The sequence below is a fragment of the Herbiconiux sp. A18JL235 genome (assembly GCF_040939305.1).
GTDB lineage: Bacteria > Actinomycetota > Actinomycetes > Actinomycetales > Microbacteriaceae > Herbiconiux.
Genome location: NZ_CP162511.1, coordinates 3776417 through 3799019 on the forward strand (window position 1 = coordinate 3776417; position 22603 = coordinate 3799019).

24 protein-coding genes and 1 tRNA gene are annotated in these 22603 nt (G+C 71.1%); 11 read left to right on the forward strand and 14 right to left on the reverse strand.

Annotated elements, in window-relative coordinates; genetic code table 11:
* Positions 1-17: 17 nt before the first annotated feature.
* Positions 18-794, reverse strand: coding sequence for an SDR family NAD(P)-dependent oxidoreductase (locus ABFY20_RS17840; RefSeq protein ID WP_368497541.1), 777 nt, complete (start codon positions 792-794; stop codon positions 18-20).
* Positions 795-919: 125 nt separating this feature from the next.
* Between ABFY20_RS17840 and ABFY20_RS17845 the strand changes: the two genes are divergently transcribed.
* Positions 920-1522 carry a TetR/AcrR family transcriptional regulator gene (locus ABFY20_RS17845; protein ID WP_368497542.1) on the forward strand — a complete coding sequence of 201 codons (603 nt, stop codon included), beginning with the start codon at positions 920-922 and terminating at the stop codon, positions 1520-1522.
* Between the two features lie 38 nt (positions 1523-1560).
* Here the strand turns inward: ABFY20_RS17845 and epsC are convergent, their stop codons facing one another.
* From epsC to ABFY20_RS17860, 3 genes are all read right to left on the reverse strand, one after another.
* The gene (gene epsC, locus ABFY20_RS17850; protein ID WP_368497544.1) at positions 1561-2172 is read right to left on the reverse strand and encodes a serine O-acetyltransferase EpsC; all 612 of its coding nucleotides are present in this window, start codon (positions 2170-2172) and stop codon (positions 1561-1563) included.
* A 13-nt stretch (positions 2173-2185) separates the two neighbouring features.
* Positions 2186-3124: a cysteine synthase A gene (gene cysK / locus ABFY20_RS17855; RefSeq protein WP_368497545.1), complete on the reverse strand. Its 939-nt coding sequence runs from the start codon at positions 3122-3124 to the stop codon at positions 2186-2188.
* Positions 3125-3297: 173 nt separating this feature from the next.
* Entirely contained in the window at positions 3298-3759 is a 462-nt protein-coding gene (locus tag ABFY20_RS17860) for a DUF4190 domain-containing protein (RefSeq protein WP_368497546.1), read from the reverse strand.
* A 169-nt stretch (positions 3760-3928) separates the two neighbouring features.
* Between ABFY20_RS17860 and ABFY20_RS17865 the strand changes: the two genes are divergently transcribed.
* Entirely contained in the window at positions 3929-4849 is a 921-nt protein-coding gene (locus tag ABFY20_RS17865; RefSeq protein WP_368497547.1) for an aldose 1-epimerase family protein, read from the forward strand.
* A 69-nt stretch (positions 4850-4918) separates the two neighbouring features.
* Here the strand turns inward: ABFY20_RS17865 and ABFY20_RS17870 are convergent, their stop codons facing one another.
* The gene (locus ABFY20_RS17870) at positions 4919-6304 is read right to left on the reverse strand and encodes an MFS transporter (protein ID WP_368497548.1); all 1386 of its coding nucleotides are present in this window, start codon (positions 6302-6304) and stop codon (positions 4919-4921) included.
* 161 nt (positions 6305-6465) lie between these two features.
* Here ABFY20_RS17870 and ABFY20_RS17875 point away from each other — a divergent pair, with 161 nt between their 5' ends.
* Positions 6466-7098, forward strand: coding sequence for a TMEM175 family protein (locus tag ABFY20_RS17875; RefSeq protein ID WP_368497549.1), 633 nt, complete (start codon positions 6466-6468; stop codon positions 7096-7098).
* On the opposite strand, the gene ABFY20_RS17880 is transcribed toward ABFY20_RS17875, so the two are convergent.
* A complete protein-coding gene (locus ABFY20_RS17880; protein ID WP_368497550.1) occupies positions 7067-7837 on the reverse strand; it encodes an alpha/beta fold hydrolase in 771 nt (256 codons plus the stop codon). The genes ABFY20_RS17875 and ABFY20_RS17880 overlap by 32 nt on opposite strands.
* A gap of 56 nt (positions 7838-7893) precedes the next feature.
* Between ABFY20_RS17880 and ABFY20_RS17885 the strand changes: the two genes are divergently transcribed.
* From ABFY20_RS17885 to ABFY20_RS17895, 3 genes are all read left to right on the forward strand, one after another.
* Positions 7894-8337 (forward strand): YchJ family protein, encoded by a 444-nt coding sequence (locus ABFY20_RS17885; protein WP_368497551.1) that lies wholly within the window; start codon positions 7894-7896, stop codon positions 8335-8337.
* Positions 8321-9622, forward strand: a complete 1302-nt coding sequence (locus tag ABFY20_RS17890) for an alpha/beta fold hydrolase (protein WP_368497552.1) — start codon at positions 8321-8323, stop codon at positions 9620-9622. The genes ABFY20_RS17885 and ABFY20_RS17890 overlap by 17 nt, the downstream gene beginning before the upstream one ends.
* A 109-nt stretch (positions 9623-9731) precedes the next feature.
* Entirely contained in the window at positions 9732-9893 is a 162-nt protein-coding gene (locus tag ABFY20_RS17895; RefSeq protein ID WP_171707057.1) for a hypothetical protein, read from the forward strand.
* An 81-nt stretch (positions 9894-9974) separates the two neighbouring features.
* On the opposite strand, the gene ABFY20_RS17900 is transcribed toward ABFY20_RS17895, so the two are convergent.
* Positions 9975-10856 (reverse strand): hypothetical protein, encoded by an 882-nt coding sequence (locus ABFY20_RS17900; protein WP_368497553.1) that lies wholly within the window; start codon positions 10854-10856, stop codon positions 9975-9977.
* A 115-nt stretch (positions 10857-10971) separates the two neighbouring features.
* Here ABFY20_RS17900 and ABFY20_RS17905 point away from each other — a divergent pair, with 115 nt between their 5' ends.
* Positions 10972-11631, forward strand: a complete 660-nt coding sequence (locus ABFY20_RS17905; RefSeq protein WP_368497554.1) for a DUF5701 family protein — start codon at positions 10972-10974, stop codon at positions 11629-11631.
* Between the two features lie 62 nt (positions 11632-11693).
* Here ABFY20_RS17905 and ABFY20_RS17910 read toward each other — a convergent pair.
* Positions 11694-11767: transfer RNA gene (locus ABFY20_RS17910), tRNA-Arg, on the reverse strand.
* Positions 11768-11866: 99 nt separating this feature from the next.
* Between ABFY20_RS17910 and ABFY20_RS17915 the strand changes: the two genes are divergently transcribed.
* A complete protein-coding gene (locus ABFY20_RS17915; protein ID WP_368497555.1) occupies positions 11867-14971 on the forward strand; it encodes a DEAD/DEAH box helicase in 3105 nt (1034 codons plus the stop codon).
* A gap of 60 nt (positions 14972-15031) precedes the next feature.
* Here ABFY20_RS17915 and ABFY20_RS17920 read toward each other — a convergent pair whose 3' ends face one another.
* The 3 genes from ABFY20_RS17920 to ald form a co-directional block, all read right to left on the reverse strand.
* Positions 15032-15556: a flavin reductase family protein gene (locus ABFY20_RS17920; protein WP_368497557.1), complete on the reverse strand. Its 525-nt coding sequence runs from the start codon at positions 15554-15556 to the stop codon at positions 15032-15034.
* Between the two features lie 21 nt (positions 15557-15577).
* Positions 15578-16132, reverse strand: coding sequence for an NADPH-dependent FMN reductase (locus ABFY20_RS17925; RefSeq protein WP_368497558.1), 555 nt, complete (start codon positions 16130-16132; stop codon positions 15578-15580).
* Between the two features lie 218 nt (positions 16133-16350).
* Positions 16351-17475 (reverse strand): alanine dehydrogenase, encoded by a 1125-nt coding sequence (gene ald, locus ABFY20_RS17930; protein WP_368497559.1) that lies wholly within the window; start codon positions 17473-17475, stop codon positions 16351-16353.
* A gap of 139 nt (positions 17476-17614) precedes the next feature.
* On the opposite strand from ald, the gene ABFY20_RS17935 reads away from it, so the two are divergent.
* Positions 17615-18118, forward strand: coding sequence for an Lrp/AsnC family transcriptional regulator (locus ABFY20_RS17935; protein WP_368497560.1), 504 nt, complete (start codon positions 17615-17617; stop codon positions 18116-18118).
* Positions 18119-18219: 101 nt separating this feature from the next.
* A complete protein-coding gene (locus ABFY20_RS17940) occupies positions 18220-18984 on the forward strand; it encodes an SDR family NAD(P)-dependent oxidoreductase (protein ID WP_368497561.1) in 765 nt (254 codons plus the stop codon).
* A gap of 48 nt (positions 18985-19032) precedes the next feature.
* On the opposite strand, the gene ABFY20_RS17945 is transcribed toward ABFY20_RS17940, so the two are convergent.
* Positions 19033-19590 carry a TetR family transcriptional regulator gene (locus tag ABFY20_RS17945; RefSeq protein ID WP_368497562.1) on the reverse strand — a complete coding sequence of 186 codons (558 nt, stop codon included), beginning with the start codon at positions 19588-19590 and terminating at the stop codon, positions 19033-19035.
* A gap of 117 nt (positions 19591-19707) precedes the next feature.
* On the opposite strand from ABFY20_RS17945, the gene ABFY20_RS17950 reads away from it, so the two are divergent.
* Positions 19708-20811, forward strand: a complete 1104-nt coding sequence (locus tag ABFY20_RS17950; protein ID WP_368497563.1) for an SDR family NAD(P)-dependent oxidoreductase — start codon at positions 19708-19710, stop codon at positions 20809-20811.
* Positions 20812-20836: 25 nt separating this feature from the next.
* Here the strand turns inward: ABFY20_RS17950 and ABFY20_RS17955 are convergent, their stop codons facing one another.
* Both ABFY20_RS17955 and ABFY20_RS17960 read right to left on the reverse strand, forming a co-directional pair.
* Entirely contained in the window at positions 20837-21613 is a 777-nt protein-coding gene (locus ABFY20_RS17955) for a hypothetical protein (protein ID WP_368497564.1), read from the reverse strand.
* Positions 21607-22566, reverse strand: coding sequence for a hypothetical protein (locus ABFY20_RS17960; protein WP_368497565.1), 960 nt, complete (start codon positions 22564-22566; stop codon positions 21607-21609). Before ABFY20_RS17960 ends, ABFY20_RS17955 begins: the two co-directional genes overlap by 7 nt.
* Between the last annotated feature and the right edge of the window lie 37 nt (positions 22567-22603).

A 22603-nucleotide genomic window follows, 5' to 3' on the forward strand; every position in this document is an offset into this window, starting at 1 on the left:
GAGCCCTCACCGCCTGGTCAGCCGAGGAAGGGACGCAGGTCCGGATAGCCGGAGGTGTTCCAGGCGCCGTCGACGACGATGTTCTCGCCGTTGACGTACGCAGCGTCGGAGGAGGCGAGGAAGAGGGCGACCGAGGCGATCTCCTCCGGCTCGGCCGGTCGGCCCTGCGGGATGCGCTCGAGGAACGCCTCGGTGACGCCGGGCATCGCGGTGAGCCCGCCCGTGAGCGGGGTGGAGACGAGCCCGGGCGACACGGCGTTCACCCGGATGCCGTCGCCCGCCAGCTCGAGCGCCGCGTTGCGGCTGAAGATGACGACGCCGGCCTTCGCGGTCGCGTAACCCGAGCCGAAGTGCATGGGCACCTGCGAGTTGAGCGAGGCGACGTTCACGATCGACCCGGTCTTGCCCTCGGCGAGGAACTGCTTCGCCCCGAGCTTCGTGCCGAGGAACGCCCCGTAGAGGTTGAGCCGGATGTTGAAGTCCCAGGTGGCGAGATCCATGTCGACGACGCGCCCGGGCCGCGAGCCGCCTGCCACGTTGAATACGGCGTCGACCGTGCCGAAGCGCTCGACCGCTGCCGCGAAGAGAGCCTCCATCGCCGACTCGTCGGTGATGTCAGTGCGCAGCCCCGCGACGTTCTCACCGAAGGTGACGGGGGCGGCATCGATGGCCTCGTGGTTGATGTCGGCGACGAACACCTTCGCACCCTCGTCGACGAGGCGCCGGGTGATGGCGGCGCCGATGCCGGAGACGCCTCCGGTGACGACCGCGACCGTGGAATCGAATCGAGCCATGACTGCCTTTCCGCGTCGCCCGCTCTGGCGCCGCATCCTTTCCGACTCTACGCCTTTATCTGACACATGTCAGATAACCAGAGCGGATGCTCGGCTTCCGACGACCGGTGATCTACCCTGAGCGGATGGATCCGCGGTACGAACGCACGCAGCGGCAGCTGCGACGGGCGGTCTACGAGCTCGCCGCCGAGCACCCCGTCGGCGATATCGCCGTCGCCGAGCTCTGCCGCGCCGCCGGCGTCACCCGCGACACCTTCTACCGCCACGCCACCTCACCGACGACCCTTCTCGCCGAGGCGCTCGGGGAGGAGCTCACCACCGCCATCGAAGCCGTGCGCGACGAGCACGCCGCGCGGCTCGCCCCGGGCGAGCGGCTCGACGGCGAGGCTCTCATGCGGCACTCGGAACGCACCCTTCTCGTGCACCTGCGTACGCACGCCCGGGTGTACCGCAACGCGATGACGGCCGGCCTCGTGCCCGAGCTCCGCACGCAGCTCGAGAACATCATCTTCGACGCCCTGGTCGAGCACGCTCTCAGCTATCCGAGCGTCCTTCCCGAGGCGATCGCGCCCGACGACCAGATGGCGCTCGAGATCACGGCCGCCTACGCTTCCTCGGGCACGGTCGGCGCCATCGAGCGTTGGCTCCGCCACGACCCGCTCGACGTCGATCGCGGGGCCGCCCTCATCCTCGCCGCCTCCCCGGGCTTCTGGTTGCGCGACGCCTGAGTGCCCGGGTGCACGGAGCGCCGGCCGGGCGAGGCGCCCTAGATGTAGATGGCGGGGTCGAGGTACACGGCGGGGTCGGTGAGCGACTCGCGCGACTCCGCGGCGTCGATGCCGGCCGAGGCCCGCACATCCCGCGCGGGGATGCCGATGAGCACCGAGCCGGCGGGTGCCGACTTCACGACCACCGCTCCCGCGCCGACGCTCGAGTCCGACCCGATCTCGACCGGGCCGAGGATGGTCGCCCCCGCTCCCACGGTGACCCGGTCGCCCAGCGTGGGGTGCCGCTTCACCCGGCGCATGCTGCGACCGCCGAGCGTCACCCCGTGGTAGAGCATCACGTCGTCGCCGAGCACGGCGGTCTCGCCGATGACGACGCCCATGCCGTGGTCGATGAACAGCCGGCGCCCGATGCGGGCCCCAGGATGGATCTCCACGCCGGTGAGGAACCGCGCGAACTGCGACAGCAACCGGGCGGGAAGCCGGAGACCGGGCGCCCGCCACCAGCGGTGCGCCACCCGGTAGGCCCACACCGCGTGCACCCCCGGGTACGACAGCACGACCTCGATCGCACTGCGCGCCGCCGGGTCGTGCGAGCGCGCGGCGGCGACGTCTTCACGCACCCGGGCGAGAAGACGTCGCGCGACGCTCACGAAGACTCCCCGCTCAGTCGGCGAGACCGGCCCAGAGCGGCGTCGAGATGTACCGCTCGCCGAGGTCGCAGACGATGGCGACGACGGTCTTGCCGGCGTTCTCGGGGCGCTTGGCGACCTCGAGTGCCGCCCAGAGGATGGCGCCGGAGGAGATGCCCGCCATGATGCCCTCCTCGCTCGCGAGCTTGCGCGCCACGTCGAGCGCGTCGTCGAGGGTGACGTCGACGATCTCGTCGTACACCTCGCGGTCGAGGATGGGCGGGACGATGTTCGCGCCGATGCCCTGGATCTTGTGCGGCCCCGCGACCCCCTGCGTGAGCAGCGGCGAGTCGAGCGGCTCGACCCCGACGACCTGCACCTCGGGCTTGCGCTCCTTCAGCACCTGGCCGACACCGGTGATGGTGCCTCCCGTGCCGATGCCGGCCACGAAGATGTCGACGGCGCCGTCGGTGTCGGCCCAGATCTCCTCGGCGGTGGTGGCGCGGTGCACGGCCGGGTTGGCCTCGTTCTCGAACTGCCGGGCGAGGATGGCGTTCTCGGTGGAGTCGACGATCTCCTGCGCCTTCGCGAGGGCGCCCTTGATGCCCTCGGGCCCCGGGGTGAGCACGAGCTCGGCGCCGTAGGCGCGCATGACGACCCGGCGCTCGGCCGACGCGGTCTCGGGCATGGTGAGGATGACCTTGTACCCGCGGGCGGCGCCCACCATGGCCAGCGCGATACCCGTGTTGCCGCTCGTACCCTCGACGATGGTGCCGCCCGGCTTCAGCGCGCCCGCCTCCTCGGCCGCATCGATGATGGCGACACCGATGCGGTCTTTCACGCTGTTCGCGGGATTGTAGAACTCGAGCTTGCCGAGCACGGTGGCGTCGATGCCCTCCGTGAGGCGGTTGATGCGGACGAGCGGGGTGCGGCCGACGATCGCGGTGACGTCGTCGTAGATGCGTGCGGGCATGGGTGCGTCTTCCTGGGAGCGGTCTGAGTCGTGGAGCGTCGTTCCAACTCTAGGGCGTGCCGAGCCGACCCGCCTGAGTATGACGTGCGCGCATCCGCCCCCCGGACGACGACGACGCGAGTGCCCCCGCCGCCGGGTGACGCTCGCGTCGTGTGAGCAGGTGGGCCGGGGGCTCAGCTGCAGGTGTAGGTGATGCCGTCGATGTAGTGGGTGCCCGGGCCGAGCTCGGCGCAGGCCTCGGCGATGCTGCCCGCCGCGGCCACCACGATGACGATGACGACGATCGTGATGATGATGCCGAGCACCAGGCTGATGATCGAGACGATGATTCCGGCCTTCGCGGGCCCGTTCGGCACGCCGGCAGCCCGTGACTGGTTGCGCCCGATGATGCTCATGATGAGCCCCGCGATGGGAGCGACGATCGGGAGGATGAAGAAACCCGCGATGCCCGCGATGAGGCCGGCGATGCCGAGACCCTTGCCCGCGGTCGAGTTGGGCTGGTTGCCATAGCCACCGGGCTGACCCACGGGCGGAGCGGCGTTGTACTGCGGCGCCGCCTGGTACTGGGGGGCAGCGGGAGCGGACGGCGGGGTCGGCTGCTGCGGCGGGACCGGGGGCTGATTCTGGTCGGTCATGTTCGGACGTCTCCTTCTCACTGGGTGATCGCAGGTGACTCGAAGATTACCGCGAGCATCCCGTCGTTGCCCGCTTTTCCCTGGCGTGCGCCGAAACGGGGCCCCGCCCACCCGGTAGCCTGGTGGTCGCCCTCCGGGGTGTCCACGACCTCGACGAAGGAGCACGCTCGTGTCTTCAGCCAGGCCCCTCTCCGGAGCACGCATCGACCTCGAGAGCGGCGCCTACCGCGCCTCGATCGCCTCGATCGGCGCCACGCTGCGCGTGCTGCAGCACGACGGTCGCGACCTCGTCGTGCCGTTCGAGGTCGACGAGCAGCGACCGGCCTACCGCGGCGCGACGCTCGCACCGTGGCCCAACCGCGTGATCGACGGTCGCTACGCCTTCGCCGGCCAGACGCAGCAGCTCGCCCTCACCGAGCCCGAGCGCGGCAACGCCCTGCACGGTCTCGCGGCCTGGCTCGACTTCGCGGTGACCGATCGCGCGGTCGACGCCGTCACCCTCACCGCCACGGTGCAGCCGCAGAGCGGCTACCCGCACCGCCTCGAGCTCGAGGTGAGCTACCGGCTCGACGACGAGGGCCTGCACCAGAGCGTGACCGCCCAGAACTCGGGGCGGGGCCCCGCCCCGTTCGGCACGGGCCCGCACCCGTACCTCGTGGCGGGTCCCGGCGTCGTCGACGACTGGACCCTCGAGCTTCCCGCTGCCGAGGTGCTCACGGTCACGCCGGAGCGACTCATCCCGATCGGCCTCGCAGACGTGGCCGGCGAAGGCGGAGGGGTGTTCGACTTCCGCGCGGCACGGGCCATCGGGGACACCTTCGTCGACCACGCCTTCACGGCGCTCACGCGCTCCGCCGAGACGGGCCTGGCCACGGTCACCGTGACCTCGCCCGAGGGCACGGGCGTCGCGATGAGCTTCGGTGCGGAGTGCGCCTGGGTTCAGGTGCACACGGCCGACGACTCGGCACGGTCGGGTCTCGCCGTCGAGCCGATGACCTGCCCGCCCGACGCCTTCAATTCCGGCACCGACCTCGTCGTGCTGCAGCCGGGTGAGTCGACGACCGCGTCCTGGAGCATCGCCGCACGCTGACGCCGCCGCCCGCGGCTCACCGCAGACCTTCGGCGAGCCCCTCGAGACGCGGGGCGCGCATCCGCTGCCTCAGACCTCGTCGGGAAGGCTTGCCCTGCCGTACGCGGAGTGCCGCCGCGGGATGAGAGCCACCAGCACGACACCGATCACCGCCGCGGCGAGCGACACGATGAACGACAGCTGGAAGCCCCACGCGCTCGGGGTGGTGACGTCACCGACCGTGACGGTCTGCGTGGCCAGCACCACGCCGAACACGGCACTCGCGACGGTGGAGCCGAGCGAACGCATCACCGAGTTGAGGCCGTTCGACGCGGCGGTCTCGGTGGGCGGCACGGCGCCCATGATGAGCGCCGGCATCGCCGAGTAGGCGAACCCGACGCCGAGCCCCACGACGGTGGCGATGAGCACCGTGTGCCAGATCTCGGTCATGAGGAAGACGGCGAGCAGGTACCCCACGGCGATGACGGCGAGCCCGAACAGGAAGCTGAGCCGCGCGCCCCTCGCCCTGATGAGCCGCGCCGCGAGCGGCGACACCGCCCACATCACCAGGCCGCTCGGAATGAGGCAGAGGCTCGCCACGAACATGCTCTGTCCGAGACCGACGCCGGTGCCGGGCGACGCCTCGAGCAGCTGCGGCAGCACGACGGTGCTGGCGAAGAAGGCGAAGCCCACGGTCACCGACGCGGCGTTGGTGAGCAGCACGGTGCGCCGGGTGGCGACCCTGATGTCGATGAGCGGGCTGGTCGAGCGCAATTCGTACCAGGTCCAGACCGCGAGCACCGCGACCCCGCCGAGCAGGCACGCGAGCGTCGGGAGGCTGACCCATCCCCATCCGTTGCCCTTCGAGATGCCGAGGAGCAGGGCCGTGAGGGCGACGGCGAGCCCGATCGCGCCCACCACGTCGAATCGGCCCTCCGCCCGCAGGGTGCTGACCGGGATGAACCGCCACACCAGCACGAGGCCGGCGACGGCGAGCACACCCGACACCACGAACAGGAAGTGCCAGTCGAGGAACTGCGAGATCACCGCGGCGAGCGGCAGGCCGACGGCACCGCCGATGCCGAGCGTCGCGCTCACGAGGGCCACGGCGGAGCCGATGCGATCGCGGTGCAGCACGTCGCGCAGGATGCTGATGCCGAGGGGGATGACGCCGATGCCGGCACCCTGCAACCCGCGACCGATGACAAGGGGCACGAGGGTCGTGGCGAACCCGGCGATGACGGAGCCGAGCACCACGAGGGCGAGCAGCACGAGCACCATCCGCCGCTTGCCGTAGAGGTCGCCGAGGCGCCCGAAGATGGGGGTGGCGACGGCGGCGGCGAGGAGGGTCACGGTGACGGCCCACTGCGAGTCCTCCGCCGAGACGTCGAGGATCTCGGGGAGCGAGGGCACCAACGGCACCAGCAGCGTCATCATGAACGCCGTCACGAGGCCGGTGAAGGCCAGGGTGAACACGACGGCTCGCTGGTCGACGGGCTTGCTCAGCCGGGCACGTTCATCGTCGCTCAGCCACGGCTGCTCGATTGGATCGTCGGATTCGATAATTACTCCCGGTGAACTACTTTACCGGGGAGGGAACAGCGGATCGACCGCCGCTATTCCCCGATAATGAGGGGATGCACACCGAGCGGGGTTTCGACAGGCTGGTGAACTTCAGCGATGCGGTGGTCGCCATCGCCATCACGCTGCTCATCCTGCCCCTGGTCGACCTCGCCGCCGACCTCAAAGACGCCAGCGTGCTCGACATGCTCGAGAGCAACTGGCCCCAGTTCCTCGTCTTCATCATCTCCTTCGCCGTCATCGGCAGGTTCTGGCTCAACCACCACCGGCTCTACGAGAACGTCATCGGCTACAACAGCGCGTTGCTCTGGGTGAACCTGCTGTGGCTGCTCACGATCGTGTTCCTGCCGTTCCCCACCGAGCTCATCTCGAGCACCGGCCAGAACAACCCGTCGACCGCGGCGCTCTACGTCGGCACCATGGTGCTCACCACCGCGTCGGGTGCATGGCAGCAGCTCATCCTCATCCGCAACCCCGCCCTGCAGGCGGAGGCCGTGCGGGGTCAGCTGCGCATGGGCCCCTCCCTCATCGCGCTGGGGCTCATGCTCGTGGTGTTCGTGATGGTGGTGGCCGTCCCCGAGTTCGGGCTGCTGTGGCTGTTCCTGCTGGTGCTCACCGGGCCCGGCCAGGCCGTCTACGTCCGCAGGTTCAAGCGGCTCAACCCCGGTCGGGCCGTCCCGCCGGAGTAGCTGCTGCGAAGAAGTCGACTACCGCGTCCCGAAAGATTCGCGAGGTGATCGTCGTGATGTGGTCGCGGCCGGGCACGCCGACGAACGCGGCGTGCGGGATGCGCCCGGCCAGCTCACGCGTGGGGCCCGCCACCGGGTCGTCGCCTCCCGCCACGAAGAGCAGCGGATGCGCGGGCATCGCCGAGAGCGGAGACCAGCCCGAGCGACGCCCCGCCTCGGCGACCCGGATGAGCGCCGCGCGGTCGTTGCCGGGCACCGCGTCGATCATGCCGAGGTAGCGGGCGGTGGGCGAGCCGGGGCTCGCCTCGGCGACACCCTTCGCGGCATCGAGGTCGAACCCCGCGAACGAGCCCGTCGCGGGCGGCCCGCCGAGGGCGAGGGAACGCACGCGGTCGGGATGCGCGAGAGCGAGATCCCAGGCCAGTCGCGCCCCGAGGGAGTAGCCGAGCACGTGCACGCTCGGCACACCGGCGGCGTCGAGCACCGCGACGAGGTCGGCGCGGAACCGCGGGAGTGCGTAGGCGGCGAGGGAGTGCGGCCTTCCGCTACGACCGTGGCCCCTCAGGTCGAGGGCGACGACGGAGAAGCCGGTCTCGTCGAGCGCCTTGCCCCACCGGGGGCGCAGCCAGTTCGCGTCGCGGCCCGACGAGAAGCCGTGCACGAGCAGCACCGCGGGGCGGCTGCGGTCGCCGAGCACCTCGTAGTCGATCGCGACTCCACCCGACTCCACCTGAGGCACCCGGCGAGCCTACCGCCCCCGTACCGGGCGACGGCCGGGTCGCCCATAATCGAGGTGTGCCCGCATCCGTTCCCCCGACTGCGCCGGCCGGCGCGGCGGCCCCGCTCGCCGACTCGGCCCGCTGCCCGTGCACGAGCGGCGAGGTGTATGGGGCCTGCTGCGGGCCGTTCCACGCCGGCGTCGCGATGCCGCCGACCGCGGAGCGCCTGATGCGGTCACGGTTCTCGGCGTTCGCGGTGGGAGACGCCGGCTACCTGCTGGCGAGCTGGCACCCGCGCACCCGGCCCACCGCGCTGGAACTCGACCGGAGCATCCGCTGGCTCTTCCTCGACGTCGTCGGCCGGGAGCGCGGAGGGCTCGGCGACGACACCGGCGTCGTCGAGTTCGTCGCCCATTACCGGGCGGCGCTGCGCGGCGGCGGGGCCGAGCGGGGCGAGCAGCACGAGCGCAGCTCGTTCGAGCGCGAAGACGGGCGGTGGCTCTATGTCGGAGAGGCATGAGCGCCCCGAGGCGCCGACGCCGGTGAGGGAGGCGCGGCCCGCTCGCGAGGGCACAGCACCCCACCGCACCCGACGGGTCGTGGGGGTCGCAGCCCTCGCCGTGGGGCTGACCGTCGCTGTCGTGGTGGGCCTCGGTCTCGCCGCCACCTCGTGGAGCACCGGCATCCGTCTCGGCGAAGGAGCGGTCGAGGAGGCGACGGAGCAGCCCTTCTACACGCTCCCGAGCCCCGTCGCGGGGGCGACCCCTGGGACGCTGCTGCGCAGCGAGCCCATTGCGAGCGCCCCACCCGGCGCCGTCGCGTGGCGGGTGCTGTACCACTCCACCGACGTGCTCGGGAACGACATCGTGGTGTCGGGGGTCGTGGTCGCGCCCGACGCCGAGCCGCCCCAGGGCGGGTGGCCCGTGGTGTCGTGGGCGCATCCGACCACCGGGTCGGCCGAGCGCTGCGCGCCGTCGGTCGGCATCGACCCGTTCGACCTCATCGAGGGCCTCGACGACCTGCTCGACGCGGGCTACGTCGTGGCGGCGACCGACTACTCGGGCATGGGCGTCGCCGGGCCCGACTCGTACCTCGTCGGCGTCACCGAGGGCAACAACGTGCTCGACGCGGCGCGCGCGGCGCGCTCGCTCGACGGCGTGGGGGCCGGCGACGAGCTGGTGCTGTGGGGCCACTCGCAGGGCGGGCAGGCGGCCCTGTTCGCGGCCGAGCGGGCCGGATCGTACGCCCCGGAGCTGCAGTTGAAGGCCGTGGGGGTCGCTGCGCCCGCGACCGATCTCGTGGCGCTGCTGAAGGCCGACATCGGAGACGTCTCGGGCGTCACCATCGGCGCCTACGCCTTCACCGCGTACTCGTCGGTGTACGGCCCGTCGACGCCGGGCGCCGAGCTCGACACCATCCTCACACCCGCCGCCGTCGAGGCCGCGCCGCGTATGAACGAGCTCTGCCTGCTCGGGCAGAACTCCGAGCTGCACACGATCGGGTCGCCCCTCATCGGCGGGTTCCTGAGCGGCGACCCGGGCACGACCGAGCCCTGGGCGACCCTGCTCGAGGAGAACACGCCCGGGTCGTCGGGGCAGCCGCTGCCGGTGCCCCTCTTCGTGGCGCAGGGAGACGTCGACGAGCTGGTGCGCCCCGAGATCACCGCCGCCTTCGTCGACAAGCAGCGCGCGGCCGGTACCGAGGTCACCTACGAGACCCTGGAGAACACGGGGCACGGACTCGTCGCCGACCGCGCGATGCCGGGGTTGATGCGGTGGTTGGGGTCGCTGGGGCTGCCTGACTGAAGCGGGGCGCGCATCCGATTGCCTGCTCGTCTGCTCGTCTGCACCCGCGCCCCCGTGCGGGGCCGGCGGCGCGGGTGCACAGTGGGAGTCACGAGAGAACGGAGACCCCATGGGCGACGAGCACCCCGACAACCCGCACCCCGACGCCGACGGCGACGTGACGAGGCCGGATGGGGGGCCTGCCCCCGAAGAGGACGTCACCGAGGGCGGCACGGTCGACCCCGAGGCGCCCGGGCCGACCGCCGACGTGGTCGACCCCGACGCCGACTGAGGGCGGCGGGGCGCAGCGCGGCGCGGACCGCCGGTTCGCTCGGCGCAGCGCGGCACAACCTGGATTGCCACGGCTCCGCCGTCAGGCGCGGTTGAACAAGCTCGCGAAGTCGATGAACGCATAGATCAGACGCCAGCGCTCGGCGCCGTAGTCGGAGGCTCGCACGAGCGCGGAGAGCGCGACGGCGTCGCGCCCCACGGTCACCCCCGCGAGCTGCGACGGCGAGCCGAACAGGGCGAGGTGGGCGAGCGAGACTCCTGTGGCGAGTGCCCCCGCCCCGTCGGCGGCCACCACGGAGCGGATGCGCGCCAGTTCCACCCGCCGGCCGTCGGCGATCGCACGCGGCCGACGACAGCGCACCGGCGCGACGGCGATCACCGCGGCGAAGACGACGACCGCCACCCCCGACACCGCGAGCGGAGCGGCGTCGGGCGCCACCAGCACGCCGCAGACGATGCCCGCCGCCACGCCGAGCAGGGCGAGGGCGACGAGCAGGAGCGAGGGCCAGCGGAACGGGATGCGGGTCAGATCGCGCTCCCACAGTGACCAGGAGGCGGCGCTCACGGCGTCGAAGAGGCGGTCACGCTGGGCGTCGCGCCAGCGTGAGGGTGCGGAGCCGCCCTCGGCCTTCGAGTCGCCGATGCTCGCTCCGCTGTAGGCGGTGACGAGGTCGCGTTCGTCGTCGCTGAGCAGAGCGGCGTCGAGCACCTGAACCGCCGGGGCCGAACCTTTGGCGGGCCGGAGCAGGGCGATCGCACCGCGGGAGTCGAGGTCGGTCAGCGCAGCGGCGGCGGCGCGCCGGTCCCTGTCGGCGAGGAGGGCGTCGACCAGCGCCGGGGAGGGCTGGAAGGGCTCGACCTGGGGCACGGCGTCGCGCGGTGAGCGTCTCAGCGCCATCCGCAGCACGAGTGCCACGAGCACCAGCCCCGCGGCGATGCCGAGTACGACGATCGCGCCGCCCATCCGTCTCCCCTGTTCCCACCCGAGCGGGTGCCGACTCCAGTCTGGCCGATCGGGAAGCTTCGCCGCGCCCGCACGGTTGTCACTCCCACCGCACGAACGACGAGAGGGGCCGCCCGTGTCCTTGACCTCATCCGCCCCTGCCCCCACCGCCACCAGCACCACCCCCACCGTGCGCGAGCAGGTCGATCGGCTCATCGCACTCGGCCTCGCCGAACTCGCGGGCACGAGCGCCGACGAGCTTCGCAGCCACGCCGCCGAGTTGCGTGGGGGTGCACGGTCGATCCTCGCCGTGCATCCGTCGCTCGTGCCGGTGAGTCGGCTCGTACCGTTGCTGAGCCGGGCGGGCCGGCCCGGCTTCGTCGTCTCCGACTTCACCGACCTCGACGACTTCGCCCCCATGGACGGCATCGACATCCCCGACCGGCCGCTGTACCTCGTTCACGAGATCGAGCGCGGAGACGAGCTGCGCAACTGGAGCCCCGACGAGGCGCTGCCCGAGATCACCTCCCGCGGTCGCCGCCCCCTCACGGTCGGCGAGGGCGTGAGCTGGCTGCTTCAGCAGCCCGAGCAGCTGCAGCCCGGCTTCTGCGCCATGATGATCGGCTCCCGCCGCCGCACGCCCGCCGGCGACCTCGACCCGCGCACCCCCGCCGTCTGGATCTCCGGCGGCTCCGGCCGCGACGGCCGCGCCCGCCGCGGCGCCCCGAAACTCGGCTGGTGCTGGGCAGGCAACCGCCACACCTGGCTCGGCTTCGCCTCCGCCGCCCCCTGCTGACCCGCGCCCCTGCGTGGCAGAACGCGAAAGGCCCCGATCGTGAGATCGGGGCCTTCGTGGTGTGCGCCCTAAGGGATTCGAACCCCTGGCCTTCTGATCCGTAGTCAGACGCTCTATCCAGCTGAGCTAAGGGCGCATGGTGCGAGGTTACCCACCGCACGAGTATCAGAGCCTAGCATGCGCAGGGGGGTCGGGCAAAAGCGGGGATGTCGGGGGGCGGTGAGAGCATGGGTGCATGCCGCCGTACGCCTCCCGCCCCGACCCCCGGGCGGGGTGGCGCAGCGTCGTGGGGTCGCTGCTCAGCACGACGGATGCGGAGGGCGGCTCCGCCGAGACGGTCACCCCCATGGGGTTGCAGTTCGAGCTGCGGTCGCTCGCGCCGCGCTCGCACGACCGCTGGCGCGGCCCCACCTCCGCCACGGCCACCCCCGACGACGCAGACAGCGACCCAGGCGGCTCGATCGACACGAGCGAGCACGCGAACGGCAGCGCAGCCGGGCGCACCCCAGATCCCGACGAGCTCGCCGACACCCTCGCCACCCGCGCCCCTCGCCGACTCTGCGTGCGACCGGTGGTGCGCAGCGCATCCGGCTCCTACGTGAAGGCGAACATCACCTGGGGCTCGTTCACGCACCAGGTGAACCGGCTCGGGCTCGACCCCTCCCACCACCGCTGGTTCGCCCAGTTCGCCGCCCTGCATCGGGCCGCCCGCCCCGAGACCCGGCCGCCCGAGACCGACTGGGTCACCCTCGACGAGTTCACGAGCCCGCTGCTCTGGGAGCTGCTCACCGAGGCGGCCCGTCTCGGCATCGAGCTCGTCACCTCGAGCCGGGGCGGTGCCGTCGAGGTGCTCGTCGAGCCCGCCACCATCAGCCTCGACGCCCGGCGCGAGCAGCCGGGTGCCGCCGACTCGGCGCTCGTGCTGCATCCGCTCGTCGCCCCCGGCCTGCCCGGCGACCCCGACGGCTCGCCCGCCCGGAACGCCGGCGCCCTCGGCGACCACGGCGTCTACCTCTACCGTCTCGGCAAGCGGCCGCTCCTCGCGTTGGCCCGGCTCGCGCATCCGCTCACCGATGAAGAGCGCGGACTGATCGGCCGCGCCCCGTTGCGGGTGCCGCCCGCCGACACCGCGCAGTTCTTCGACGAGTACTACCCCGAGCTGCAGCGCGGCATCGCCGTCACCAGCTCCGACGCCTCGATCACGCTCCCCGTGGTGCCCCCGCCGCTGCTCGTGCTCACGGCCCGGTTCCGCCCGAACGACGTGCTGCAGCTCGACTGGGACTGGGTGGGGCACCGCGACCCCGAGGCCGAGCAGCGCACCCTCGCCGACTTGGCCATCGAGCTCGACGCGGTGCTCACGCGCTTCCCACCGACGGTCGACCCGCTGACTCCCTCGCTCATCCTGCGCGGCGTCGACGCCGCCGCCTTCGCCGAGAAGGCACTGCCCCTGCTCGAGGCCCGCGACGACGTGCGCGTCGACGTCATCGGTGCGCGGCCGGCCTACCGGGAGATCGAGGGCCACCCCGAAGTCACCCTCACGGCCGTCGAGACTCTGAAGCGCGACTGGTTCGACCTCGGCTTCGTCGTCAACATCAACGGGTACGTGGTGCCCTTCGGTCCGCTCTTCAAGGCTCTCGCCCAGGGCAAGAAGAAGCTGCTCATGGTCGACAAGAGCTACCTCTCCCTCGACCACCCCGCCTTCGAGCGCCTGCGCGAACTGCTCGACGAAGCGGATGCGCTGCGCGAGTGGGAGACCGGCCCGCGCGTGAGCAGGCACCGGTTCGCCGTCATCCCCGCCTTCGACGACCTCGCCGAGCAGAGCCCCGAGGCGGCGGCCTGGCGGGCGGCCGTGGCGGTGCTGGCGCACCGTGACGAGGGCGCAGCGGTGCCTTCCACCCCCGTTCCCGCGGCGATCCACGCCGAGCTCCGGCCCTACCAGAAGGCGGGTTTCGACTGGCTCGCGCTGCTGTGGCGCCACGGGCTCGGCGGCGTGCTCGCCGACGACATGGGCCTCGGCAAGACCCTGCAGACCCTCGCGCTCATCGCCCACGCGCGCGAGCAGACGGGCACCGGCGCCGGGAGCACGCCCGGTCCCGACACCGACGCCGCCCCCTTCCTCGTCGTCGCACCCACCTCCGTCGTGGCCAACTGGGCAGCTGAGGCAGCGCGCTTCGCACCCGGGCTCGTCGTGCGCACCGTCACCGCCACCGAGAAGGCGTCGAAGCCGCTCGCCGAGCTCGCCCGGGGCGCCGACGTCGTGGTGACGAGCTACGCGCTGTTCCGCCTCGACGCCGTCGCCTACGGCCGGCTCCCGTGGGCAGCGCTCGTGCTCGACGAGGCGCAGTTCGTGAAGAACCACCTCTCGAAGCTTCACGCCGCCGCCCGCGAGCTCGACGTGCCGTTCACCCTGGCCATCACCGGAACCCCGCTCGAGAACGACCTCATGGAGTTGTGGGCCCTGTTCGACCTGGTCGCCCCGGGCCTGTTCCCCTCGGCCACCCGCTTCGCCGAGAAGTTCCAGCGTCCCATCGAGCGGGGCATCTCACCGGCCGCCCTCGACACCCTGCGCCGGCGCATCCGCCCCTTCCTGCTGCGTCGCACCAAAGACCAGGTCGCCCCGGAGCTCCCCGAGAAGCAGGAGCAACTGCTCGAGGTCGAGCTCGCACCGGCCCACCGCCACCTCTACGACACCGTGCTGCAGCGCGAACGCCGCAAGCTGTTCGGCCTCATCGACGACCTCGACCGCAACCGCTTCATCGTGTTCCGCTCGCTCACGCTGCTGCGCCTGCTGGCTCTCGACGCGAGCCTCATCGACGAAGGCCATGCGAACATCCCGTCGTCGAAGCTCGACGCACTCGTCGAGCACCTCGGCGAAGTGCTCGCCGAGGGCCACCGTGCGCTCGTGTTCAGCCAGTTCACCGGCTACCTCGGCAAGGTCGCCGACCGGCTGACGGCGGAGGGCATCCGCTTCGAGTACCTCGACGGCTCCACCACGGGGCGCCCGGAGGTGATCTCCCGGTTCCGCGAGGGAGACGCGCCGGTCTTCCTCATCAGCCTGAAGGCGGGCGGCTTCGGGCTCACTCTCACCGAGGCCGACTACGTCTACCTGCTCGACCCGTGGTGGAATCCGGCGAGCGAGAACCAGGCGATCGACCGCACCCATCGCATCGGCCAGACCCGCCCGGTGAATGTCTACCGCCTGGTGGCGCCGGGCACCATCGAAGAGAAGGTGATGGCCCTCAAGGAGCACAAGGCGAAGCTCTTCGACGCCGTGCTCGACGACGACGAGCTGTTCTCCCGCGCCCTCACGGCCGACGACATCCGACAACTCCTGTCATGATCCCGTCGGCCGCGACGGTGGGCGCGCTCAGAGAACGGATGCGCGGCCTGCGCCGATCCCTCAGCTCACCTCGCGCAGGTGCCGGTACTGGCCCTTGAAGTAGAGCAGCGGCTCCTCCTTGTGCCAGGAGGCCGGGCTCATCTCGTTCACGCGGCCGATGACGATGTAGTGGTCGCCCGCCTCGTGCTCGGCCCAGATGTCGCAGTCGAGCCACATGAGCGTGTCGGCGATCACGGGGTTGCCGGATGCGGTGGGCGTCCAGTCGATGCCGGCCCACTTGTCGGTGCCCTTGCGCGCGAACTGGTTCGAGACGGTGTGCTGGTCGTGGGCGAGCACGTTCACCACGAACGTGCCGGTCTCCCGCACGCGCGGGTAGGTGGTGGAGTTCGTCATCACGCTGAACGACACCAGCGGCGGCTCGGTCGAGACCGAGTAGAACGACTGGCAGGTGAACCCGATCGGGCCCTCCTCGTCGATGCCGCTGATGATGGTGATGCCCGAGGCGTAGTGACCGAGCGTGTCCCGGAAGACGCGCGGGTCGAAGGCCGGGCCCTGCACGATGTCCTGCTCTGGTGCGATTGTCATTGTCTTCAGCTCCTATTGCGGTTATGCAACCGGTGCGGAGAGGGAAGCAGCAGCGGCACGGGTCGCGCCGGCGACCGTGGCGAGGCGGGCGAGGTTGGCGGCGTACTCCGCGGCGGCCTGCTCGACGAGTTCGTCGAGGTGGTCCATCTGGCCGGCCACGAAGTAGAAGCCGCGGCCGGGAACGACCGCGCCGAGCTCCACCAGCAGGGGTGCCAGATTGACGGTCGGGCCCATCGCGTGGGTCAGATCGCCACCCGTGTGCACCGGGATCGCCGTCACACCCGTGAGACCGTTCGCCGGGTACCGGTCGAGGAAGGCCTTCAGGAGGCCGGTGTAGCTGGCCTTGTAGGTGGGCGAGGCGAACACCGCGAGGTCGCTCTCCGCGACCCGGGCGTTCAGTGCCGCCATCCCCTCCGACGGCCACGCGAAGATCTCGGCCGTGTGATCGGCCAGATCGATGATCTCGAGGTCGTACGTCCCGGGTGCGAGCAGTTTCTCGACCAGGGTCTCGGCGACCTTGAGGGTGCGCGACTTCGGCTTGGGGTTGCCGACGACGATCGTTGCTTTCAGTGCCATGATGCGTGCTTCTCACTTCATACCGATTGACAGGAAATGAGAGGATGCGGGGCCTGGGGAGATTCCGACATCTCTCTCACACACCACCGAGATTTTGTGGCCCGGTGGGCCCGCAACGGCTTACGTTGCCCTTCCAGTATCGCCGCCGATGGTTACACGCGTGTTTCGCCGTGTAACTTTTCGACGATTCCGCACCGTCGCGCCTCGCGGCCGCCCCGTCAGCCGTGCAGCGCGGGCACCAGCTCCCCGAGCGGCGTGAAGCCGAAGCGCGGGAAAGCCTCGGCGGTGCCGGCGTGCGTGAGCCGCCCGTCGACCGTCGACACCGCGGGCGCCAGCGCCGGGGTCGACTCGACGGCGGCGCGCCAGCCCAGGTCGGCGAGCCGCACCACGTAGGGCAGAGTCGCGTTCGTGAGGGCGGCGGTGGACGTCGCCGAGACCGCGCCGGGCATGTTGGCGACGCAGTAGAAGATGGAGTTCTCGACCAGGTAGGTGGGGTCGTCGTGGGTGGTGGGCCGCGAGTCTTCGAAGCATCCGCCCTGGTCGATGGCGATGTCGACGAGCACCGAGCCCGGCTTCATGCGCGACACCAGCTCGTGCGACACGAGCTTCGGGGCCTTGGCGCCCGGCACCAGCACCGCGCCGATCACGAGGTCGGCCTCGAGCACCGAGCGCTCGACCTCGAAGGCGTTCGAGACGACGGTCTTCACGCGGCCCGCGTAGACCTCGTCGAGGTGCCGCAGCCGCGGAATGCTGAGGTCGAGCACCGTCACGTCGGCGCCCGCCGCGACGGCCTGCTGCACGGCGTTCTCGCCCGCCATGCCGCCGCCGATCACCACGACCTTCGCCGGGCGCACTCCGGGCACACCGCCGAGCAGCACCCCGCGGCCGCCCTGCGACCCCATGAGGTGGTAGCTGCCCACCATCACGCTGAGCCGGCCGGCGACCTCGCTCATCGGGGCGAGCAGCGGGAGGCTGCCATCGGCGAGCTGCACGGTCTCGTACGCGATGGCGGTCGCCTTCGACTCGAGCAGGGCCTCGACCAAGGGCTCGGCGGCAGCGAGGTGGAGGTAGGTGAAGATGAGCTGCCCCTCGCGCAGCCTGCCGTATTCGGGGGCGATGGGCTCCTTCACCTTCACGATCATCTCGGCACCCCAGACGGTGTCGAGGTCGACGACGGATGCTCCTGCCGCCTGGTACTCGTCGTCGCCGATCGCCGCACCCACGCCGGCACCGCGTTCGACGAGCACGGTGTGGCCGTGCCTGACGAGCTCGAACACCCCGGAGGGGGTCATGGCCACACGGAACTCGTTGTTCTTGGTCTCTTTCGGCACTCCGATGATCATCGGGGGTCTCCTCGTGGTGGGTGGGCGCCTTCGCTGTTTCTGGGGGAAATTATCGGGATGATTCCGACCGGTGTCACGCATCCCGAATATAATTCGGTGATGCCGCACTGGTGGCCTCTCGATTCGGCAAGGAGTCACCGTGGTCGCCATCGACGAAATCGACGAGCGCATCGTCTGGGAGCTCTGCCGCGAGGCCCGGCTGCCGAACAAGGAACTAGCCGAGCGGGTGGGCATCGCGCCGTCGACCTGCCTGGTGCGGGTGCGGGCGCTGGTGCAGAACGGGGTGCTGCGGTCGTTCCACGCGCAGCCCGACTGGGCATCGCTCGGGCTGCCGATCGAGGCCATCGTCGCCGTGCGGCTCAAGGCGCAGGCCCGGGCGCAGATCAAGACCTACGCGCAGCGTGTCGTGACACTGCCGAACGTGCTCAACGTGTTCTTCCTGGGCGGCGCCGACGACTTCCTCATCCACGTGGCGTGCACCTCCACCGGGCAGCTGCGCGACTTCGTGGCCACCGAGCTCAGCATGGACAGCTCGGTGGCCTCCACGCAGACGAACATCATCTTCGACCACCTCATCGGCGTGCAGAACATGGCGTCTGGGGCGTCGTGGGCCGATGTGCGGGAGGCGGTGTCGGCGCACTGACCGCGCGCGGGGCGGTGCGCACAGCCTCTCGCATTGTCTGACGATCAGACGGTACCGTGGTGGTGGGCGCGCGACGGCGCACGCCCGGGCGGGAGTGGGTCATGGCCGAAAACTCGGGAACGGATGCGTCGGCTCCGGTCGCGATCGTCACGGGAGCAGCATCCGGGGTCGGCTTCGAGACCGTGGGGAGGTTCCGCGCGCGGGGCACGCGGGTCGTCGCGGTCGATGCCGATGCCGACGCCGTCGCCCTCTTCGCCGACGATGCCGGCGTCGACGTGGTGGTGGGCGACGTCGCCGAGCCGACGACGGCGGAGCGGGCGGTCGCCGCCGCACTCGACGGTTTCGGGCGGATCGACGTGCTGGTCAACAACGCGGCGCGCTTCCTGCTCAGGCCGATCGTCGAGACCTCGCTCGACGACTGGGACTCGCTGATGGCCACCAACGCCCGCGGCGTCTTCCTGTTCTCGCGCGCCGTACTGCCCGCGATGACGGCGCAGGGCGGCGGGTCGATCGTGAACGTCTCCTCGATCTCGGGACTCGTCGGCCTCTCGAACCAGGTCGCCTACGGTGCGACGAAGGGAGCGATCGTCGCGTTCAGCAAGGCCCTCGCCATCGAGGTCGCGGCATCGGGTGTGCGGGTGAACGTCGTGGCACCCGGCACCGTCGACACCCCGTTCGTGCGGGTGCCGGTGCAGGCCCTTCCCGATCCCGAGGCGACGATGCGGGAGATCGCGGCGACGCATCCGCTGCAGCGCATCGCGCACCCCGCCGAGGTCGCCGACGCCATCGCCTACCTCGCCTCCCCCGAAGCCTCCTTCGTCACGGGCGTGGTGCTCCCCGTCGACGGCGGCTACACGGCGCAGTAGGCCCGCCGGGCGGCGCGCTGCCGCCGGATGCGCCGGTGCCGGCACCGGTCAGCGTGGGGCGAAGGCGCTGTGGAACAGCCCCCAAGCGCGGCGGGCCGTCTCGGGCCGTCGTTCCTCGGGCACCCGGGCGAGCGCCGACGCGAGCATCGACACGGCGAGCGCCACGTCGTCGACGGTGACGTCGGAACGGATGCGCCCCTCCGACTTCTCGCGCTGCACGACCGTGGCGATCACCGACTGCAGCCGATCGCCGAGGGGCACGACCCTCGGGTCGCCGATGTCGGCGGTGATCAGCTCGATCAGCGCCTTCGACACCAGTGCCTGGGCGATGACGAGGTCGAGCAGATCGTCGAGGCTCGACCCCGGGCGCTCGGCGAGCACCTCCAGCTCGCCGATGTTCTCGTCGAACACCGCCACGGCGAGCGCGACGCGGTCGGGGAAGTGGCGGTACAGACTCCCCTGCCCCACGCCCGCGCGCTTCGCCACCGCGTTCAGCGGGGCGGCGTAGCCCTCGGCGCCGAACACCTCGCGGGCGGCGGCGATGAGCGCGCGGCGATTGCCGGCCGCCGCGCTCGGGCCGCGATTGGCTTTCGGAACGTCGGACACGCACGGTAGCCTACAAGCGGACACTGTTGTCCGGTTGTAGTCCGTCGGTGGCCGACACCGATCACCCGACCCCGACCGCTCCGCCCCGACACCCGACCCCGATCAGGAGAACACTCCATGGCCTCGCCCACCCCCCTCAGCGCAGACTCTTCCATCGCCACCTGGCTCGACGACCCCATCGGCGGCCCCGTGCTCCGCGGCCTGCTCGCCCAGTCGGGGCAGAGCGCGGAGGTCTTCCGCCCGGTGCGCCGCCTCGCCCTCAAGCGGCTCGTCAAGCTGAGCAAGGGGCAGTTCACCCAAGAGATCATCGACGGGATGCTCGTCCAGGTCGCCACGGGGGGTGCCGTCGCGCAGTCCGCCTCGGCCGGCGCATCCGGCCCCGACTCCTCCGCCGACCCGGCGGCACCGGCCGCTGCCCCCGCCGCCCCCGCACCGGCACCTGCCGCGGTCGAGCCCGTCGACTGGGTGGAGCGCCTCGACCGCGGCCGGTTCGAGGGCAAGACCGTCATCGTGACGGGAGCCGGGTCGGGGATCGGGCGCGCCACCGCCTCCCGCGTCGCCCGCGAGGGCGGCAGGGTGATCGCCGTCGACATCGCCCAGGGCAGACTCGACGAGCTCGCCGCCGAGTTGCCCGAAGCGGGCATCGTCGCGGTGGCCGCCGACATCACCGACGACGCGGGCATCGCCGCCATCGTCGACGCTGCCGGGCCGCGCATCGACGGCCTGGCGAACGTCGCCGGCATCATGGACGACATGACCCCGGTGGGCGAGGTGTCCGACGCCGTGTGGCGGCGCGTGTTCGCCATCAACGTCGAGGGCACCATGAAGCTCATGCGCGCCGTGGTGCCCACCATGCTCGCGCAGGGTGCCGGTTCGATCGTCAACACCGCGTCCGAGGCCGCCCTCCGCGGTTCGGCCGCCGGCGCCGCCTACACGGCCTCGAAGCACGCGGTCGCGGGCCTCACGAAGTCGTCAGCGTTCATGTACGGCCCGAGCGGCATCAGGGTGAACGCGGTGGCGCCCGGCCCCACCATCACGAACATCGAAGCCACCTTCGGTTCGCCGCTCGGCGCGGAGCGCGTGCGCCAGGCGATGGCAGTGCTCCCCGACGCGGTCGAGGCCGATGCGCTCGCCGCCTCCATCACCTTCCTGCTGAGCGACGACGGCGTCAACATCAACGGCGTCGTTCTCCCTTCCGACGGCGGTTGGTCGGCCGCCTAGCGGCGGGGCATCTTCACGCCGCGCGTCACGTCCTCTCTCGGAACACGAGCTCCCTGATGAGGGCGACGAACTCCTCCCGCTCTACGTGGGCCCCGGCGATGGCGGGGTTCGCCGAGGCGCCGTCCGCCAGGGCGTGGAGAATTGTCGCGCAATCGCGGCGCGCACCGATGATGTCGGATGCGTCGAGTCGCCAGCCTCCGATGGCTTCTGCGCCGTACCGATAGGCGATGGAGAGGAGGTTGTAGAGGTCGGTGTAGTCCTTCGGCGCGCTGCGTGAGGTCGTGGCGAAGGCCTTCAGGAGGACCGCCACCTCAAGCCTCGGTACCCGCACGGAGGTGCGCTCATGATGACCGTCGAGGAAGGTGATGCCGAGGTCGACCACGACGGGAGCGCTGCTCAGTGCGAGTCCGAGTCCTGGCGTGAGGTCGATGCCCCTCCCGCCGCTCACGGCACTGCGGAAACTCCCGTCCGGCGACGGCGCGAGAACGTCGATCTGCGCTTCGCCGAGCTCGTAGTGGTTGCCCGAGGTGGCGACGTAGTCCGCGTTGCGGAGTCGGTCGTGAAGGATCGACGAGCTGGCGATCTGAGTGGAGATGCCGAGGTCGGCGTCGGCCGTCCTGCGGTCGACGCGCGGAGCATCCGGGTAGACGAGGGTGAGGATGCCCACCATCTGACCGCCGACGATCCTCGCCTCGGGCAGATCTGCACTGAGACGGCAGGCATCGATCAACGCCCGGAAGGCGTTGTCGTCGGCCGCAGACGTCGCGACGGTCTCGACGGCGCGCCCGGGCCCGCCTACCATCGGTCGAGCACCTGGGTGCGCAGGTGCTCGACCGCTTCGTCGGCATCGGGCCCACCTGTACGGGCGACGTCCCAGGCAGCGATCAGGGGGTCGACGAGATCGTGTCGGCCATTGTCGGAGGCCCACGCGCGGGCAGTCGACCAGATCGTCGGATCGGCGGGAATGGCGACCTCGAGAGTCGCCTTCGATTCGCGGCTTCGTGCGAAGCCCAGCGCCTCCAGCTCCACACCCGAGCCGACGTACACCATGCCGCGTCGCGGCCGACGCCAGGGTGCGAGGGCATCGGCGGCGATATCTCCGGACAGCAGGGCTCCCTCGACCTCTTTCGTCACGCGTTCAGCCTGTTGCGAGACCGGCGCCAGACCGAACCACCAACCGCTCAAGCCCCCGGTGCCCGGGTAGTCAGAGAGAAAGAGGTCCCAGATCTCCGATGGCTTCGTGCAGACCCAGCCGAGCTCGCGACGTTCGACCTGATCGAGCACCTTCAGGCCCTGGGAGACCGCGGATTGTGTGATTCCACACTCGCGCGCCAAGGTCGATTGATTGCGCGGTGCGGAGGTGCGGAGGAGTGACCGCATCAGAGCGAAGCGGCCCCACGGCCTGCGTCTCGAGAGGGCACCATCGACACTCACTGCCGGCTGCCGACCCAGCTCCTCGCCCTCGACGAGCGCGACGCCGTCCTCGACCGCCACCACGACGAGGTCCGGATGCTCCGATGCCATCCGCCGACCGGCCGGAGTCAGGCGGGGAACGATCGCGAGAACAACCTCCTCCTCGGGGTCGAGCCGACCAAGAACGTCCAGGTCGACGGCTTTCAACGGATGCTGACGCGTGACGACTCGTGCCGTCACCGATCGCATGGGCAGCTCGAGAACGGCGCGATGGGGGCCAGACGGTCGCACTCGCACCCCGAGGGACTCCAGAACGTCCATTCCGTTTCGGGCAGCGATCACGGGTCTATATTAGCTGCGGTTGGAAATTTGGATATAA